Annotated in this window: 13 protein-coding genes; 7 read left to right on the top strand and 6 right to left on the bottom strand. The window is 44.4% G+C overall.

Annotation, left to right across the window (positions count from 1 at the left end):
* Positions 1–7 precede the first annotated feature (7 nt).
* On the bottom strand, positions 8–535 hold the full coding sequence (locus AC55NX_RS11830; RefSeq protein WP_496995927.1) for a hypothetical protein: 528 nt from the start codon (positions 533–535) through the stop codon (positions 8–10).
* 180 nt (positions 536–715) lie between these two features.
* Here AC55NX_RS11830 and AC55NX_RS11825 point away from each other — a divergent pair, with 180 nt between their 5' ends.
* On the top strand, positions 716–2,191 hold the full coding sequence (locus tag AC55NX_RS11825; RefSeq protein ID WP_496995926.1) for a cobyric acid synthase: 1,476 nt from the start codon (positions 716–718) through the stop codon (positions 2,189–2,191).
* Positions 2,192–2,247: 56 nt separating this feature from the next.
* Here AC55NX_RS11825 and AC55NX_RS11820 read toward each other — a convergent pair whose 3' ends face one another.
* The 3 genes from AC55NX_RS11820 to yccS form a co-directional block, all read right to left on the bottom strand.
* On the bottom strand, positions 2,248–2,574 hold the full coding sequence (locus AC55NX_RS11820; protein WP_496995925.1) for a hypothetical protein: 327 nt from the start codon (positions 2,572–2,574) through the stop codon (positions 2,248–2,250).
* A gap of 121 nt (positions 2,575–2,695) precedes the next feature.
* Complete coding sequence (locus AC55NX_RS11815) at positions 2,696–2,908, bottom strand: hypothetical protein (protein ID WP_496995924.1); 213 nt, start codon at positions 2,906–2,908, stop codon at positions 2,696–2,698.
* 291 nt (positions 2,909–3,199) lie between these two features.
* Positions 3,200–5,359 (bottom strand): YccS family putative transporter, encoded by a 2,160-nt coding sequence (gene yccS, locus AC55NX_RS11810; RefSeq protein WP_496995923.1) that lies wholly within the window; start codon positions 5,357–5,359, stop codon positions 3,200–3,202.
* Between the two features lie 392 nt (positions 5,360–5,751).
* Here yccS and helD point away from each other — a divergent pair, with 392 nt between their 5' ends.
* A complete protein-coding gene (gene helD / locus AC55NX_RS11805; protein ID WP_496995922.1) occupies positions 5,752–7,821 on the top strand; it encodes a DNA helicase IV in 2,070 nt (689 codons plus the stop codon).
* A gap of 10 nt (positions 7,822–7,831) precedes the next feature.
* Here helD and AC55NX_RS11800 read toward each other — a convergent pair whose 3' ends face one another.
* Positions 7,832–8,293, bottom strand: a complete 462-nt coding sequence (locus tag AC55NX_RS11800; RefSeq protein ID WP_496995921.1) for a methylglyoxal synthase — start codon at positions 8,291–8,293, stop codon at positions 7,832–7,834.
* Between the two features lie 363 nt (positions 8,294–8,656).
* The gene (gene glgC, locus AC55NX_RS11795; RefSeq protein WP_496995920.1) at positions 8,657–9,880 is read right to left on the bottom strand and encodes a glucose-1-phosphate adenylyltransferase; all 1,224 of its coding nucleotides are present in this window, start codon (positions 9,878–9,880) and stop codon (positions 8,657–8,659) included.
* Positions 9,881–10,170: 290 nt separating this feature from the next.
* Between glgC and AC55NX_RS11790 the strand changes: the two genes are divergently transcribed.
* The 5 genes from AC55NX_RS11790 to phaC all read left to right on the top strand — a co-directional run bounded on the left by AC55NX_RS11790 (position 10,171) and on the right by phaC (position 15,546).
* Positions 10,171–10,839 (top strand): SH3 domain-containing protein, encoded by a 669-nt coding sequence (locus AC55NX_RS11790; RefSeq protein ID WP_496995919.1) that lies wholly within the window; start codon positions 10,171–10,173, stop codon positions 10,837–10,839.
* A gap of 471 nt (positions 10,840–11,310) precedes the next feature.
* The gene (locus AC55NX_RS11785; RefSeq protein WP_496995918.1) at positions 11,311–12,051 is read left to right on the top strand and encodes an SDR family oxidoreductase; all 741 of its coding nucleotides are present in this window, start codon (positions 11,311–11,313) and stop codon (positions 12,049–12,051) included.
* Positions 12,052–12,066: 15 nt separating this feature from the next.
* Positions 12,067–13,275, top strand: coding sequence for an acetyl-CoA C-acetyltransferase (locus AC55NX_RS11780; protein WP_496995917.1), 1,209 nt, complete (start codon positions 12,067–12,069; stop codon positions 13,273–13,275).
* 39 nt (positions 13,276–13,314) lie between these two features.
* A complete protein-coding gene (locus tag AC55NX_RS11775) occupies positions 13,315–13,662 on the top strand; it encodes a phasin family protein (protein ID WP_496995916.1) in 348 nt (115 codons plus the stop codon).
* Between the two features lie 57 nt (positions 13,663–13,719).
* Positions 13,720–15,546, top strand: a complete 1,827-nt coding sequence (gene phaC / locus AC55NX_RS11770; RefSeq protein ID WP_496995915.1) for a class I poly(R)-hydroxyalkanoic acid synthase — start codon at positions 13,720–13,722, stop codon at positions 15,544–15,546.
* The last annotated feature ends 248 nt before the right edge of the window (positions 15,547–15,794 follow it).

The following is a 15,794-nucleotide window of genomic DNA, read 5'->3' as shown; positions in this document are numbered from 1 at the left end:
ACCGTGATTAATACTCGTAGCGAACCCCGAGTACAGCTCGTGGTCCCCAAAGACCGTTATTATCAAATCCCATATTCAAAGAGAGTTGATCGGTCGAGTGGAAGCGGGCACCAAAGCTGACGACAGAATGTTCATCAAGCTTACCCACTTTGCCATAGACTTCCAGTTGATCACCAAGCCACAGACGACCACCGATGTTGATTTCTCCCAAGGTATCGGACTTACCACCTTCATCCTGAGGGCGTTTGATTTGGTGTAACAAGATGGCACCGAACACATCTGCAAACTGTGTCACCGGGCCGTTAAAACCGATCCCACTCGCAAGATCCCAATCACTATCCATCTGGGTGTCGGCATGGGCGAGCACATGAAAGTTGTCCACGATACTCATACTGAATTCAGAACCGATAGATTCCGGCCCACCGCCGACTCGGACTTCAAGATAGTTGTAATTAAAATTTGCAGCATGGGCTGCCAGCGGTGCAAAGATAAAAGCAAGGCCTGTAATGATTAAACTGAAAGCCTGTCTTAACATAAAACGTCCTATCGGTTTGATTCCCTTTGTATATAGAGAAGTATAATATATTGATTTTTAATTTAAACGATTAGGACAGATATTCAAGTGTTACCTATCAGCTGGTGGTGATTCTTTGAGTGAATTCCAAAATTCTGATGGTGGCAGTTGCTTATTTCTTTCCGATGGAGTCGCTCGATTATGAAATCTTCGTTAAATGCACTGATGGTTCAGGGCACTACCTCCGATGCAGGGAAAAGTGTTCTTGTCGCCGGTCTGTGTCGGGTTCTTTATCGTCGGGGGATTCGGGTAGCACCGTTTAAGCCCCAGAATATGGCATTGAATAGTGCCGTTACCCCTGACGGGGGCGAAATCGGTCGTGCTCAGGCAGTTCAGGCTTTCGCAGCAGGGATTGAACCTTCAGTGCACATGAACCCAGTGCTGCTCAAACCAAATTCCGATACCGGGGCTCAGATTATTCTGCAGGGCAAAGCGATTACCAATATGGAAGCAGACAGTTACCATGATTATAAGAAGACCGCGCTGCATGTTGTGATGGATTCCTTTCAGCATCTCAGTAAAACATACGACAGTATTATGATTGAAGGGGCAGGCAGCCCGGCCGAAATTAATTTGCGTGAAAATGATATTGCCAATATGGGATTTGCTGAAGCGGCCGATGTCCCGGTTATTATTGTGGCAGATATTGATCGTGGTGGTGTTTTTGCGCATTTGTATGGCACATTGGCGTTGCTTTCCGAGTCTGAACAAGCGCGGGTAGTCGGTTTTGTCATCAATCGGTTTCGCGGAGATATTCGTTTACTTCAGTCAGGACTTGACTGGTTGGAGCAGAAAACCCAGAAGCCGGTGATTGGGGTGCTGCCCTATTTACATGGATTGGATATTGAAGCTGAAGATGCGATTGTTGCGACTGAAGTCCGTGAAGGAGACGAAAAACTGAAAGTGGTGGTGCCGGTATTTTCTCGTATCAGTAACCATACCGATTTTGATGCTTTACGCTATCACCCGGAAATTTCGTTTCGTTATGTCAGAAAAGGAGAAAGACTCCGCGATGCTGATCTGATTATTCTGCCCGGCAGTAAATCAACCCGTGCTGATCTTGCGTTTTTGAGAGCGCAAGGGTGGGATCAAGATATCATGCAGCATCTGCGTTATGGCGGAAAAGTCATCGGTATTTGTGGCGGATACCAGATGCTTGGTCAGACGGTGCGTGATCCGCTGGGGATTGAAGGGGAATCGGGTGTGAGTCAGGGTCTTGGGTTACTCGATATTGATACTGAACTGATGGCGCAAAAACATCTGACCAACGTGCAAGGCTCACTCTGTTTTGGTGGAGACGATGTCCGGGTACAAGGTTATGAAATTCACGCCGGACACTCACATCGGCGGGATGGCAATCGTGATCGGGCCGTGATTCAGTTACAGGATGGTCGGGAAGATGGCCTGATGGATCAGGCGAATCAGGTATTCGGAACTTATCTGCATGGTATTTTTGATCAGACAGAAGTGATGCAATGTTTGTGTCAATGGGCCGGTAGCGGAGAGCTCCAAACGCTTGATCACATACAGCGGAAAGAAGATGCTCTTAATCGGGTTGCTGATGCAATTGAAACGCATCTTGATCTGGCATTGCTGTGGCCGGAACTATCAAAATAAGCGAGTATTCCGAGCTATCGCGATTTTATGGGGATGACTGTCAGTCAGTGTCGCAATCAGACTTGAATATCGAGTAAAGAGCCGATCATGTCCTGTTCACGCTGAATCACGTTGGCGCCAACACGGTTATATTGTGTCGCTTGATTGAGTTTAATTAAGGCATCAACTTGGGTTTGATCCGGGTTTTTGTCGGCAATTTCTTTTTGTTGACGAATGGTATTTTGCTGGGGAGCGAGTGCAGAATCGACCGCACGTGGTTCTTGCTGCATTTGTTCATCAGAGCGATGTCGTGTCGCACGGTTAATATCACGACTTGCCTCATTGGTCATTTGAGTCGCATGATCGATCATTTGGTAACCGGATTGAAGCGCAGATACAGACATAAAAACTCCCTTGGTCGTGGTTATATTATAGCCAAAATATGACTCAGGTACATTTTTTTCTTGATCGCGTTTTTCTTGAACGCGATAAGTGTAAGTAAACTGACGCACGACAGGTAGCCCCTTAAAACAGGCTGGAGATCACATCCAACTCTTCGTGAGTCAGAAGTGCTGAACTTTCCGAAGATAAGTTTGCGTCGATTTCGCTCTGAAGGCTACGTAACTGCGCTGGCGTCAACTGTTTGAGTTGCGCTTTCAATGATTCAAACTGGCAGCTTGACAAATTCGGTTCGGATACCGGGAAATAATGGTGACTATGACTGAGTTGTGCCCGCATCGTTATGCTCCAATTCTCCATCACTTAATTAATAAGTAAGGCTACGATGTTCTGGTTTTGTATGTTTCTTGTACGGCTCAGTTTTAAAGTATAAGTATTTCGACGGATGCTTTTGTCCGTGTAATGTCAGACAAAAGCAAGAATGCTGCACTGAATCGTTGATTTTTGCAATGAAATATCCGTTTTGGCACGACTGATATGGATGCGTGATGCAAATTGAATCGGGCAGCAGTTTCTCATTCAGGCCTTGTTTAGACCAAGAACAAGTCGCCGGGCGGGGTTACCTCTGCATTATTCCTGTTCGACTCGGGCAGCCAGCTTGTTGGCCAGTGAGTGTAATTCAGGAATAATCCGGTAAATCAGGTGCAGTTGTTGCAGCACCAAACGAGCTGATCCTTTGTCTTCCTCATGCCATTCTGCCAGTTGTTTTTCTAATCCTGCGTCTTCAGTCTGACTGATATCACCACTGTTTTGGTGATGTTCCAGTTGTTCGTGGAGTTGTTGCAGATGTTGGTGAATGACACGGTGCCCGTTAAGCACCAAATAGAGAACCGATTCGTCCCCCAGTTGTGTCCGGTGCGCTCCGATGGTTGAAATGTAGCTGAGCAGTGCATGATTTAAGGTCAAAAAGCGGAAACAGTCTTCTTCTGCTTTTCTGTATTTGCCCGGTTCAGACAGCATATTATTGATTGTGGTGGTGAGGGCAGCATCCTGATCATGTGCTTCTCTCCTGGCGACACGATAACTCAAGCTATCTTTCTTGCCGATACGGTATTGAACCATCATCTGATCCAGATAATTTTTATTACTCCGAATTGCTTCAGCCATGACTCGGTGCAGCCTTTTCGCGTGCCAGTCCGGTAGAATGAAAGACACCGCAAGCACAGCAAGACCACATCCAATGAGTGTATCGAGCAAACGCGGCAGAACCACCGCATATCCGGCACCCATCTGATTGAAACAAAAGAGTACCAAGACAGTGATAAATCCGGTCGCATAGCCGTAATTATTGTTCCGGAATGCAAAAAACATCACCCCGGAAATAACGATTATGGCGATTTGGCTTGCTTGTGAGGGGAACAACGTGAGCAGTAAAACACCGATAAATAACCCGGAAATTGTCCCGATAACACGGAGCGTAATTCTTTGCCGGGTTGAGGAGAAATTGGGCTGACAGACAAACAGTGTTGTGAGGAGGATCCAGTATCCCAGTTCCAGATCAAGCGTTTGCAAAATGGCATAGCCGGTTGTGAATGTCACGGACATCCGGATGGCATGACGAAACAATAGTGAGTCCCGGTTCATGTTATTCCAGACTCGCTGCCACATACTTTTCAAACCATAAGGGTTGGTATCTGAAAGTTGGGTTTCATCAAACTGATGACTTTCTGGATGACCGATATTACATAGCTGTTTTTCGATAGTTGACAGATTGTTAAACAGATAATTGAGCTGGGCAAATAACGATTTCCACTCAGGTTGGGAATGTGTGTGTAAATACTGCATCGAGAGGAGCAGTTCATCCAGTGCCAGAGCGGATGCGTTCGGATGTTGATATTCACGGTTTTCTTTGATGCTTGTTGCGATTTCCCGGCATGCTTGAGCCTGAGTTTCTAACAGATGCCGGAAACGGAAAAGAATATCACTGCGCCCGAAATGTTCCGCAAGCTCCTGATATCGCGAGTGTGTTGAACTGATACGCTCATGAATATCCTGCGCGAGAAAGTAAGTGTTCAAAAAATGATGACTGGTGGTATGAATCTGACCTTTCTTGCTATAGGAAAGTAATGTTGCCTTACATTGATTTAATGCTGTGACAATCTGTGCGTTGAAGTTGGCTTCACGGATCCGGTAGGGTTGGATCTGCACCTGTGAAACCGGATGAAACAGTTCGCTTTTCAGCGCAAAGTAATCAGCCAGATTGAGAAAGACGACCGCGAGATTATGTTGTACCGGACGGTTCGGAAATAGAACCAGCCATACAATTGAGATGAGGAAATACCATAACGCACCGGCAAGCAGTAACGTCGGTTGAAACCAGAATCCGGGACTCTGGTGTTCACCAATCATGGTATATACGGCTATCAACAGTGAGCCGAATGCAATGCTGGCATAACGAGAGCTGATCGCGCCAAGCATAATGAAACCAAATGTGGAGATGGACAGACCGATAGCGAATAAAACGGGATGATGAAACAGAATTTCAATCGAAAATGTCGCAATGGCAAAACAGATCAGAGCCAGACCGATAGTCTTAAGTCTGCCGGTAATGCTGTCATCCTGTTCTGTCAGTGCTGCCGCAATAATCCCCAGAATCAGCGGGGTGATCCAAGTTGATAGTTGATAATGCCAAGTCGGCAATGCCACACCTAACAGCGCAATTAAAATTAAGACAGAATAATGGAACGTTTTATTCGCCCAATAACCACGAATCTGACTGAGGAATTTCACAGGATTTCAACCATTTTATTCATGTTGTGCCACTATAGTGAATGATATCAGAACTGTACTGTAACGTATTGAACTTTTATCCGTCTTTTCGCCCGCAGGCATAAAAATGAGGTGCAATTCTCCCCGTCGGGAAATGACAGGCTGCTGACGTATCAACCTATCCGGTTGTGATATTTGTTGCATCTGTGGATATTTGTTGCGTCTGTGAATGTCAGTCAAACAATGATGTCGGAATGATGCCTCAGAATCGTTGAGATAAATGACTATTTTATATATAAATAGACCCACGTTACCTTTGGGCAGGATTTAAACTGCACTGAGGGCATACTTCAGATATTCTTACGCGTGTAACTGAATTTATACGTTGAACTTCAAGTCAATGAGCATAACTGATGCAGCTGAAAGCCAGTAATACTGCAAAATATTTTATGAATGATGAGTTTTACCAAGTCGCGATTGATGGCGAGAAACTTATCATCCGTTCTAGTGCCGCAGAAGAAAGAATTCCATTTGCAGTTTGGGATGGTTCGGTACGTGTCCGGCGCGGGATTATGTGGGGAGAACTTGAGTTTTTTGCCCATGAGCATGATGGCCAGCGTTATAGTTGGTTAATCCGGGGGTTACCTTGGCCCCAGTGCCGGAAGTTTGCTGATAAAGCGGTGGCAGCCTATCGTCAATGGCATCAATTACAGTGTGCTCAGCTTTCCACCTACTTACCGGCTTGGCAGCAGGCGCTGAATCAGCGCCAGAATGAACCTGTTTTTCTTGCTCATTCCAAGATCCGAGAATGGCACCGTCAGGTGAGTCGTGATTTGACAGCATTGGGGATGTCTCTCGATGAGATTGAGCAGCGGGCCCCCGGGCTGATTTCAGAAATTGGTGCATGGTACCATCAACCTTCAGTGATGTTGTCACAACGTAATGAAGCATGGATTGAGGCCGAGCGTGAGCGTTGGGATTCGTTGTTCAAAGCACTGGAATCCTCGCCTTTAAATCCATCGCAGCAGTCCGCCGTTCTTTTGAATGATGATTACAATTTGGTATTAGCCGGTGCCGGCTCGGGGAAAACCAGCGTACTCTCTGCCCGGGTTGCCTATTTAATTGAAAGTGGGTTGGCCGAGGCGTCGCAAATCCTGTTGCTTTCATTCGGCAAAGATGCGGCATTGGAGATGGAACAACGATTGAAAGACCGTGTGGGGCCCGCAGCGGAACATGTCACAGTGAATACGTTTCATCAGCTTGGGTTACGGATTATTCATGAGGTTGAAGGGCAAGATGTGCAACTGTCCCCGATTGTTGGCGAAGCCAAGCTCAAAGAAGCTTGGATGACCGACTGGCTCAAAAAACACTGGATGACACCGACAAACTTTAAACGGTGGCAGAAACATTTAAATCAGTGGCCGATTGCTTATATCAAAGGGGATGAAGAGCTGGGCAGTCATGTTGAAAACCCTAAATTGATTTCTTGGCTGACTCAGCAGGTCGAACAACTTTCGTTGTTGGGCTTCAGTAAAAAAGAGATTCAGCAAAAAATTGTCGAGCGAGAAGATTATCCGCGTCTGAACAGTGAGCTTGCATTATGCTGGCCATGTTATCAGGCTTGGAATGAGATGCTGAAGACGCAGGGACAACTGGATTTTAATCTGATGATCAGTCGGGCAACGGCTTATGTCAGAAAGAAAAAATATCAATCTCGTTGGGCGTTTATCATGGTCGATGAATATCAGGATATTTCGCCACCGCGTCTCGCGTTACTGGAGGCACTCTGCAAACAACATCCAGCAAACGGGAATCTCTTTGCCGTTGGAGATGACTGGCAATCAATTTATCAGTTTGCCGGTTCCGATGTTGATTTAACCACGGGCTTCAAGCAGCGTTTCCCTGCCTCGACCGTGACACATCTCGATACCACTTATCGGTTTAATAACCGACTGGCAGAAGTGGCAAATACCTTCGTACAGGCGAATCCACAGCAGATACCGAAGTCGCTCAATAGTCTGAAAATACAGAAAAACAATGCAGTAGCATTACTTCCCCAATCACGGATCGAGAAGATTATCGAGCAACTGAATCGCAAGAATTCAGCCAAGAATGAAGTCAAATCACTATTGATTCTTGGCAGAAATCACTATCACAAACCACAATTGCTGGCCGCATGGCAGAAGCAATATCGTCATCTCGATATTCAGTTCATGACATGTCACGCCAGTAAGGGCAAAGAAGCCGATTTTGTCATCATTGTGAATGTGGATGAAGGGCAATTTCCGACCAAAACGAAAACCTTGCACTTGGATGATGTATTGACACTATCAGATGAGACTTTCCCGAATGCAGAAGAGCGTCGTTTATTTTATGTTGCGATGACCCGGGCAAGAGAAAAAGTCTGGGTCGCCTACAATGCAGGCGGTTCCTCCTTCGTCAAAGAACTGCTTGAAGGGCCATACGCGGTTTCTAAAATATAAATTCAGCGTCTTATAGTATTTTTCGAGCATTGATATAGGACTGATAGTCAGGGATTTCGATATCGGTACTCTGTGCTATCAACGCGGATGAAAAAATGAAATCGGCCGTGGCACGATTGAGTGCCATCGGAATATTCCACACGCTGGCGATTCGCAGGAGTGCCTTGACGTCTGGATCATGCGGTACGGCGTTGAGCGGATCCCAGAAAAAGACGAGAACATCGATTTTACATTCAGAAATTAGAGCACCAATCTGCTGATCTCCGCCCATTGGACCACTAATCATTTGAATGATCTCAAGGCCGGTCTCCTGACTGAGAAGATGACCCGTTGTGCCGGTCGCGTAAAGCGTATGATTGGCGAGTTGTGCTTGGTTTTGCTTGGTCCATGCGAGTAGGTCAGCCTTGCGGTGATCGTGGGCCACAAGGGCAATATGTTTCTTTTCCGATAATCTGCGTTGAATCGTTTGCATTAATTTTGCTCCATGCTCATGGATGACTCTCGTCGTAGGTTTGTCTTGAAGTCATTACATCAGATCATTTTATATACGAAATATTCTATATAAATCAATTATTTTTATTGATAATTGAGGGATGATTTATCCTCTTTTAAGAAAATGGAATGAAACCAGTACATTGTAAAAGGGGAATTGAACGGAGAGGGTTTTTACTGTTTTTCCCCGAGCGAAAATATTCCATACTCATGCGTATTGATCCGCGTTCTCTTAAAGGCTACCCCCTAATGATGTTCCTTTTGAGAGAGTATACGATTGAAGATTTGACCGTATTTCTTTCGAAATACGGTTTTTTTTATGCTGTGAGGTTTGAAAGTGGGGTTAGTTGGTGAAGTGGTAGCTTTCCGGAACGACAACGATGCCCTTTTCTGACATCTGGAAGCGTTTTTTGTCCTGAACGGGATCAACCCCGATTTGAGTGTAAGGGGGAATGTGGACATGTTTATCGATGATGCAATTGACCAACTGGCATCCTTCTCCGACTTCGACATCATCGAAAATAATACTATCTACAATAGTGGCACTGTCATTGATTCGAACATTGGAAGAGATAATAGAGTGCTGTACAGACCCACCTGAATTGATCACACCGTTGGCGATCATCGAATTGATAAAGATACCTTCATTTCCGGTTGCCGATGAAACGGTTCGGGCGGGTGGATACTGCGGTTCATAAGTGCGGATAGACCAATTTTTCTGGTAAATGTTCATCGGTGGGATTGGCTCCAGCAGATCCATGTTGGCTTCGTAATAGGAGTCGATCGTACCGACATCTCGCCAGTAGCAGTCTTTGGCGACCCGCCCTTTGTCACCATAGAAGTTATAAGCGAATACAGCGTTGGTTTTAATCAGTTCGGGAATGACATCTTTACCGAAATCATGACTTGAATGCTCTCTCTCAGAATCATCAACTAATGCTTCTTGCAGGACATCCATATTGAAAATATAGACGCCCATCGATACGAGACTACGCTCAGGTTTCGTGAGCATTGCCGGTGGATCGAGCGGTTTTTCAATGAATCCCGTAATTTTAGCGTTGTCATCATCGGTACAGATAACCCCAAATGAACTCGCCTCGTTCCGGGGAATATCCATACAGGCAATGGTAAGTTTTGCCTGATTGGCAATATGCTCTTCTAACATTGCCGCATAGTCCATCTTGTAAATATGGTCACCGGATAGAACCACGACATACTTTGCATCGCTTCTCGAAAGTAGCCACAGATTATGGAAAATGGCATCAGCAGTCCCTTCATACCATTTGCCGCCTTTTCTCATCTGAGGTGGTACTGCGGTAATGTACTCTCCCAATTCTGGGTTGAATATGGACCATCCATCCCGGAGATGTTTCTGCAGAGAGTGAGATTTATATTGGGTAAGTACCAGAATCCGTCTTAAGCCGGAATGCAGGCAGTTGGTGAGGGTAAAATCAATAATGCGATATTTACCACCAAAAGGAACAGCCGGTTTCGCCCGGTGATCCGTTAATGGTGAAAGACGTGAGCCGATGCCACCAGCAAGCACAACTGTCAGTGTTTCTTGCATCTTTATTATCTCCCTATATATGTGCAATTCATTTCAATTGTAGTGAGCAGTACAAGTTTCAAGCCAACAAGTTAAGTGCTTCTATGCTCAGTGATTCAGATTCATCGATGATCTCAGATGATAAACATTGGTGCATAGAATGAGTCTGAATGAGCAATTTTGGTGCAACTCATAACGTGAAAGCATGTGGTTTTTACGTCAGTTTTTATACGCTACAATCGATGCAGGTTATTGTTAAGTGAATCACACCGTTGCCGATAACAAAGTATATACAAAGAGGCTCTGATTATATGAAAAAAGTATTGATGATTTTGATCTTATTGCTGGGTATCGGTGGTGCCGGTGCGGGGTACTATCTGTTTTACATGAAACCGGAACAAGATGCAGCCGAGCAAGGTTCAGCAAAGAAGAAGAAAAAACCGGTATTAGCGAACGCTTCGACAGAGCAACCTGATGAAACGGCTGAGGTCAAAGTCAATACGCATTTCTATGTGAATGAACATAAATTGGCGATCAGAAATGCTCCCGATTCAGAGTCCTTTCCTGTGCGATATTTGTACAAAGGGGATCCGGTTACCGTGTTGGAGCAAAAGCAGGGCTGGGGAAGGATTTCCAGATATTTTGTCTATCAACAAGGTGGACCGGAAATCGCAGAATGGGTGGCGATGGATCAGTTGAGTGAGCAGGCTCCTGTGATTTCCAAAGAAGAAAAAGAAGAGATTCTGATGAGTTATATTAACAAATCAGATGATTTACTGATTTACAAAGAAAAATTTATACAAATCACCGGACAATTAATCGATGAAAAAATGTGCGCACCGGAAGATTTTGACGAGCTAAAAGGTTGGGTTCGTTCTGTTCGTTACCAAGAACGCCATGTCTATTTCATTTATTGTGGTGGTCTAAAATCAATCGATAAAATTTATTTTGATGCTGATAGCGGAGAAATATTTTATTAGTAAATGAAATATTAAATAAAGGTTGAATTCAATTTCATTTATATCAAACTCAATAATTATATTGAGAATAGAAAATACGGATTAATTTCTATTTATGATAATTTTGTTTTATTGATTATTTATTTTATTTCATATTTAACCCATTGATTGTACTGTATATCTCAATAGAAAATAAAAAATAACCTCATAAATTACCATTTAAAATCAACTAGTTACATTTAATTGATAATTCAATATAATAATGATATCAATTTTTGTGACCTTCGTCAGTGTTGGCAAATTTATTCTCATATTTATTTGAAAAGTTGGAAGCTTATATTAGCTTAAATAGTGAAGAAAATAATTTTATTTGATTTCAAAGGCTTTGAAGTTTTTACATTATTTTAACATTCGTCGGTTGGTGTCCATTCCTCTTTTGACACCTTTCATTATAAAACATATTGAATTGATTATTTTAGGATGGAGTCTTGAATGAAAAGAATCGCTTTGATTACCGGCTCAAAGGGCGGTATTGGTTCTGCTATTTCTAGTCAACTCGTCGCGGAAGGATTCCGTGTTGTCGCAACATATTATACTGGGGCATATCAGTGTGCTATCGATTGGTTTAATGAAAAAGGATTTACTGAAGATCAGGTTCGTCTGCTTGAGTTGGATGTAACCGATACAGCGCAGTGTGCAGAACGGCTGTCGTTGCTCCTTGAGGAGGAAGGAAGTATCGATGTGGTCATTAACAATGCCGGTATCACACGAGATGGTGTATTTAAAAAAATGACCGCCCAAAACTGGAAGGATGTCATTGATACCAATTTAAACAGTGTGTTCAATGTGACTCAACCTTTATTCGGCGCGATGTGCGATAAAGGCTATGGTCGCGTGATTAATATTTCATCAGTCAATGGACTGAAAGGGCAGTTTGGTCAAACAAACTATTCTGCCGCGAAAGCCGGTATGATTGGTTTTAGTAAAGCTTTAGCGGCCGAAGGTGCTCGCTCAGGCGTGACAGTCAATGTCATCGCACCCGGATATACAGCTACGCCCATGGTGGAAGAAATGAAGCCTGAAGTCCTCGAATCTATCGTCGGACAAGTCCCAATGAAACGTCTTGCCAAACCCGAAGAAATCGCCCAGACAGTCAGCTTTTTAGTGAGTGATGGTGCCGCCTATATCACAGGGGCAACATTGTCTGTCAACGGTGGATTATACATGAGCTGATCGGGGAGCCAAATCATGGAAAAAGTATTTATTGTTGCGGCAAAGCGCACGCCTGTCGGTTCGTTTGGTGGTAGTTTGAAAAGTGTGGATGCCGGGCATCTTGGGGCCTTAGCAATTCAAGGCGTACTCAGTGCAGCATCACTTGCTCCCGAAGCGGTTGATGAAGTGATCGTGGGGAATGTTATTGGTGCAGGGCAGGGGATGAGTATCGGCCGTCAGGCATCATTATTTGCCGGCATTCCTGAAACTACACCCGCTTATAACATTAATATGGTTTGTGGGAGTGGGATGAAAGCGGTGATGGAAGGTGTCAGCCACATTCGTAGTGGAGATGCTCAAGTTGTGGTTGCTGCCGGTGTTGAGTCGATGTCTCAAATTCCTTATGCCTTATCGGGCAGTATCCGTGACGGTCATAAAATGGGTGATATGACCTTGGTTGATTTGTTAATTCGTGACGGATTGACGGATATATTTAATCAATATCATATGGGGTGTACCGCAGAAAATATTGCCGGAGAATATGGCATCTCCCGGGAAGCACAAGATCAGTTTGCACTGAGTAGTCAGCAGAAAGCCGTTGCAGCGATTAAGGCTGGGAAGTTTGTTGATGAAATTGTACCTGTTGAAGTGAAAGTTAAACGGGATAGCGTCATGTTCGACACTGATGAGTACCCTAAAGCGGACACATCCATCGAACTTTTAGCTCGCCTGCGTCCTGCCTTTATGAAAGATGGCACGGTGACCGCTGGGAATGCATCCGGCTTAAATGATGGTGCCAGTGCAGTGATTGTTGCTTCTGAAAGCGCAGTCAAGCAATACGGTTTAACACCGTTGGTTGAAATTGTTAGCTATGCACAGGCTGGGGTCGATCCGAAAGTGATGGGACTTGGGCCGGTTCCTGCGGTAGCGAAAGCACTCAAACGAGCGGGAAAAACACTCGATCAAATGGATCTGCTGGAATTGAATGAAGCATTTGCGGCTCAGGCATTGGGCGTTGTCAAAGGCTTATCAAGAGAACACGCAGTTTCTGAAGAAGCAATTCTTCAAAAAGCGAATGTAAACGGTGGAGCGATCGCGCTTGGTCATCCACTTGGTGCATCTGGAAACCGTATATTGGTGACACTTATCCACGAATTGAAGCGGAGAGGTGACCAGTATGGGGTGGCTTCATTATGTATCGGCGGAGGAATGGGAACCGCTGTCATAGTGAAGGCCGTTGGCTAAATAAAAATGAAGATTTGACCCACAATTGGAGATGAAAATATGTATACGGACTTCTTTAAATCATTTACTGATCAAACAGAAAAAACATTAGAACCTTATTTTAAATTCAACAAATTACTGACTAAAAACGTTGAAGTATTGACTCAGCTTCAGTTGAACTCAATGAAAACCTACAGTGATATTGGTCTTGCTCAGATGAAAGCCGCGGGTGACGTGAAAGATGTCGCTTCTTTAACTGCTTTCAACACTCAGCAAATGGGTGCGCTATCTAAACTGTCACAACAAATGGTTGATGACAGTAATAAGCTTCAGGCGATTGCCAAAGAGTTTAAAGATGATGTTGAGAAATTAACTTCAGAAAACATTTCAACAGTCACTCCTGCGTAACTCCATGTCTTTTGGCCGCCTTTGCGGGCGGCTTTTTTCTGAACTAGGGAGTAGGTTATGATTCAACACTTCTTCTCAGACTACCTGATGAAAATTCAGGAAACCAATCAAAAATGGTGGACTGATTTTGAAACACAACAGGAAGTCTTTCGTTCGCCCTTGAATAAAGCGATGCAGGAAGTGAATTTTGAGGATACTGCAAAACTTTTTGAAAGGGCTGCCAACCAACCGGCTGCACTACTCGATCTTCAGATGGCGTGGTGGCAAAAGCAGTTGGAAATTTGGCAAAATGTTGCCCTTGCCGGTAATAAAGACTTGCTGATTGAAGTTGAGCATGGCGATAAGCGCTTTGCGGATGAGTCATGGAGAGATGACGCCATGTACAACTTTATCATGCAATCCTATTTATTGTTTGGCAAAACATACCTCGACACAATTGACGCTATTGAAGGCTTGGATGACAAAGCGAAAGAACGCTTACGCTTCTTTTCACGTCAGACAATCAATGCGATGTCACCCAGCAACTTTATCGCGACAAACCCAGAATTATTGAAGTTGACACTTGAGTCTAACGGACAGAATTTGGTTGATGGCATGGAAGCACTGAAAGAGGATGTTGCCTCCAGTGCCGATATTTTGAAAATTCGGATGACCAATAACAATGCATTCCGGGTCGGTCAAAATGTTGCAACAACACCGGGTAAAGTCGTCTTCAGAAACGAGTTGTTTGAACTGATTCAGTACACACCGATGACTGAACAAGTCTACAGTACACCGTTGCTGATTGTGCCGCCATTTATTAATAAATATTACATTCTCGATCTCCGCGAAAAGAACTCCATGGTTCGTTGGCTGCTGGAACAAGGCCATAGTGTCTTTATGATGTCTTGGCGAAATCCGGGCAGAGAACATGCCGAATTGGGGTATGAAAGCTATGTTATCGATGGCGTTGTGAAAGCTGTTTCTGTCGTGGAAGAGATTACCGGGCAGGAACAGATCAATGCGGCAGGCTATTGTATTGGCGGTACTTTGCTGGCAACTACGATTGCTTATTATGCTGCGAAACGCATGAAAAAACGGATTAAATCTGCATCTTTCTTTACCACTTTGCTGGATTTCTCACAGCCGGGTGAAGTGGGTGCGTATATCAATGATCCTGTGATTAGTGCGATTGAGATGCAAAATTTATCTCGTGGTTATATGGATGGCCGTTCACTGAGTGTGACATTCAGCCTATTGCGGGAGAATAATCTCTATTGGAACTACTATGTCGATAACTATCTGAAAGGTTCAAGTCCGGTCGATTTTGACCTGTTGTACTGGAATAGTGACAGCACTAATGTGACAGCCACGTGCCACAATTTCTTGCTCAGAGATCTCTATCTGGAGAACAAACTGATTCAGGATAAAGGCGTGAAAGTCGGTGGTGTTTGGATCGATCTGGATAAGATTAAGATTCCGAGCTATTTCATTTCAACCAAAGAGGATCATATTGCGCTGTGGCAAGGAACCTATGACGGTGCGATGAAAACCGGCGGTAATAAAACGTTCGTTTTAGGCGAATCCGGGCATATTGCCGGTATTATCAATCATCCGGATAAAAAGAAATATGGTTTCTGGCTGAATGACGCGCTGGAAGAAAATGCCGATGAGTGGCTGGCAAATGCGCAACGTCAAGAAGGCTCATGGTGGACTCACTGGAATGAATGGCTGTGTGGCTTCTGTGCGAAGGAAAAAATTGAACCGTTTGCTGTCGGCAGTGATAGTTATCCTGTCCTCGATGATGCTCCGGGAGAGTATGTTCGTCAGGTTTTGCCTGTTCCGCCAGCAGAGCATGATTCATCTGTAAATGTGGCAGAAGATCTCCAATCTGCAAAAAAATAGCCTATCTTAACGATAGCTATACCTCTTGTGCCGTCCCTACCTTTAGGCGGCACTTTTTTATTTGAGTCGTACTGAATTGCAGTGACTTGTCAACTGTTGGCCGCGATTTCCTCACTCAGTGTCGTTCACCACCGCCATGAACAAAGAACAATCCCCCATTTCACACAGAGCATGTTAGAATGCCATCATTTTATCAAATCCGTCCGTTTGTCATGCCCTGAAGATGAAGATATGAAAAGCATTGATTC

Source organism: Vibrio rubrogenes (assembly GCF_059641415.1).
The sequence above is the reverse complement of the archived record's forward strand: the minus strand, read 5'-3'. Positions and strand labels throughout refer to the sequence as shown.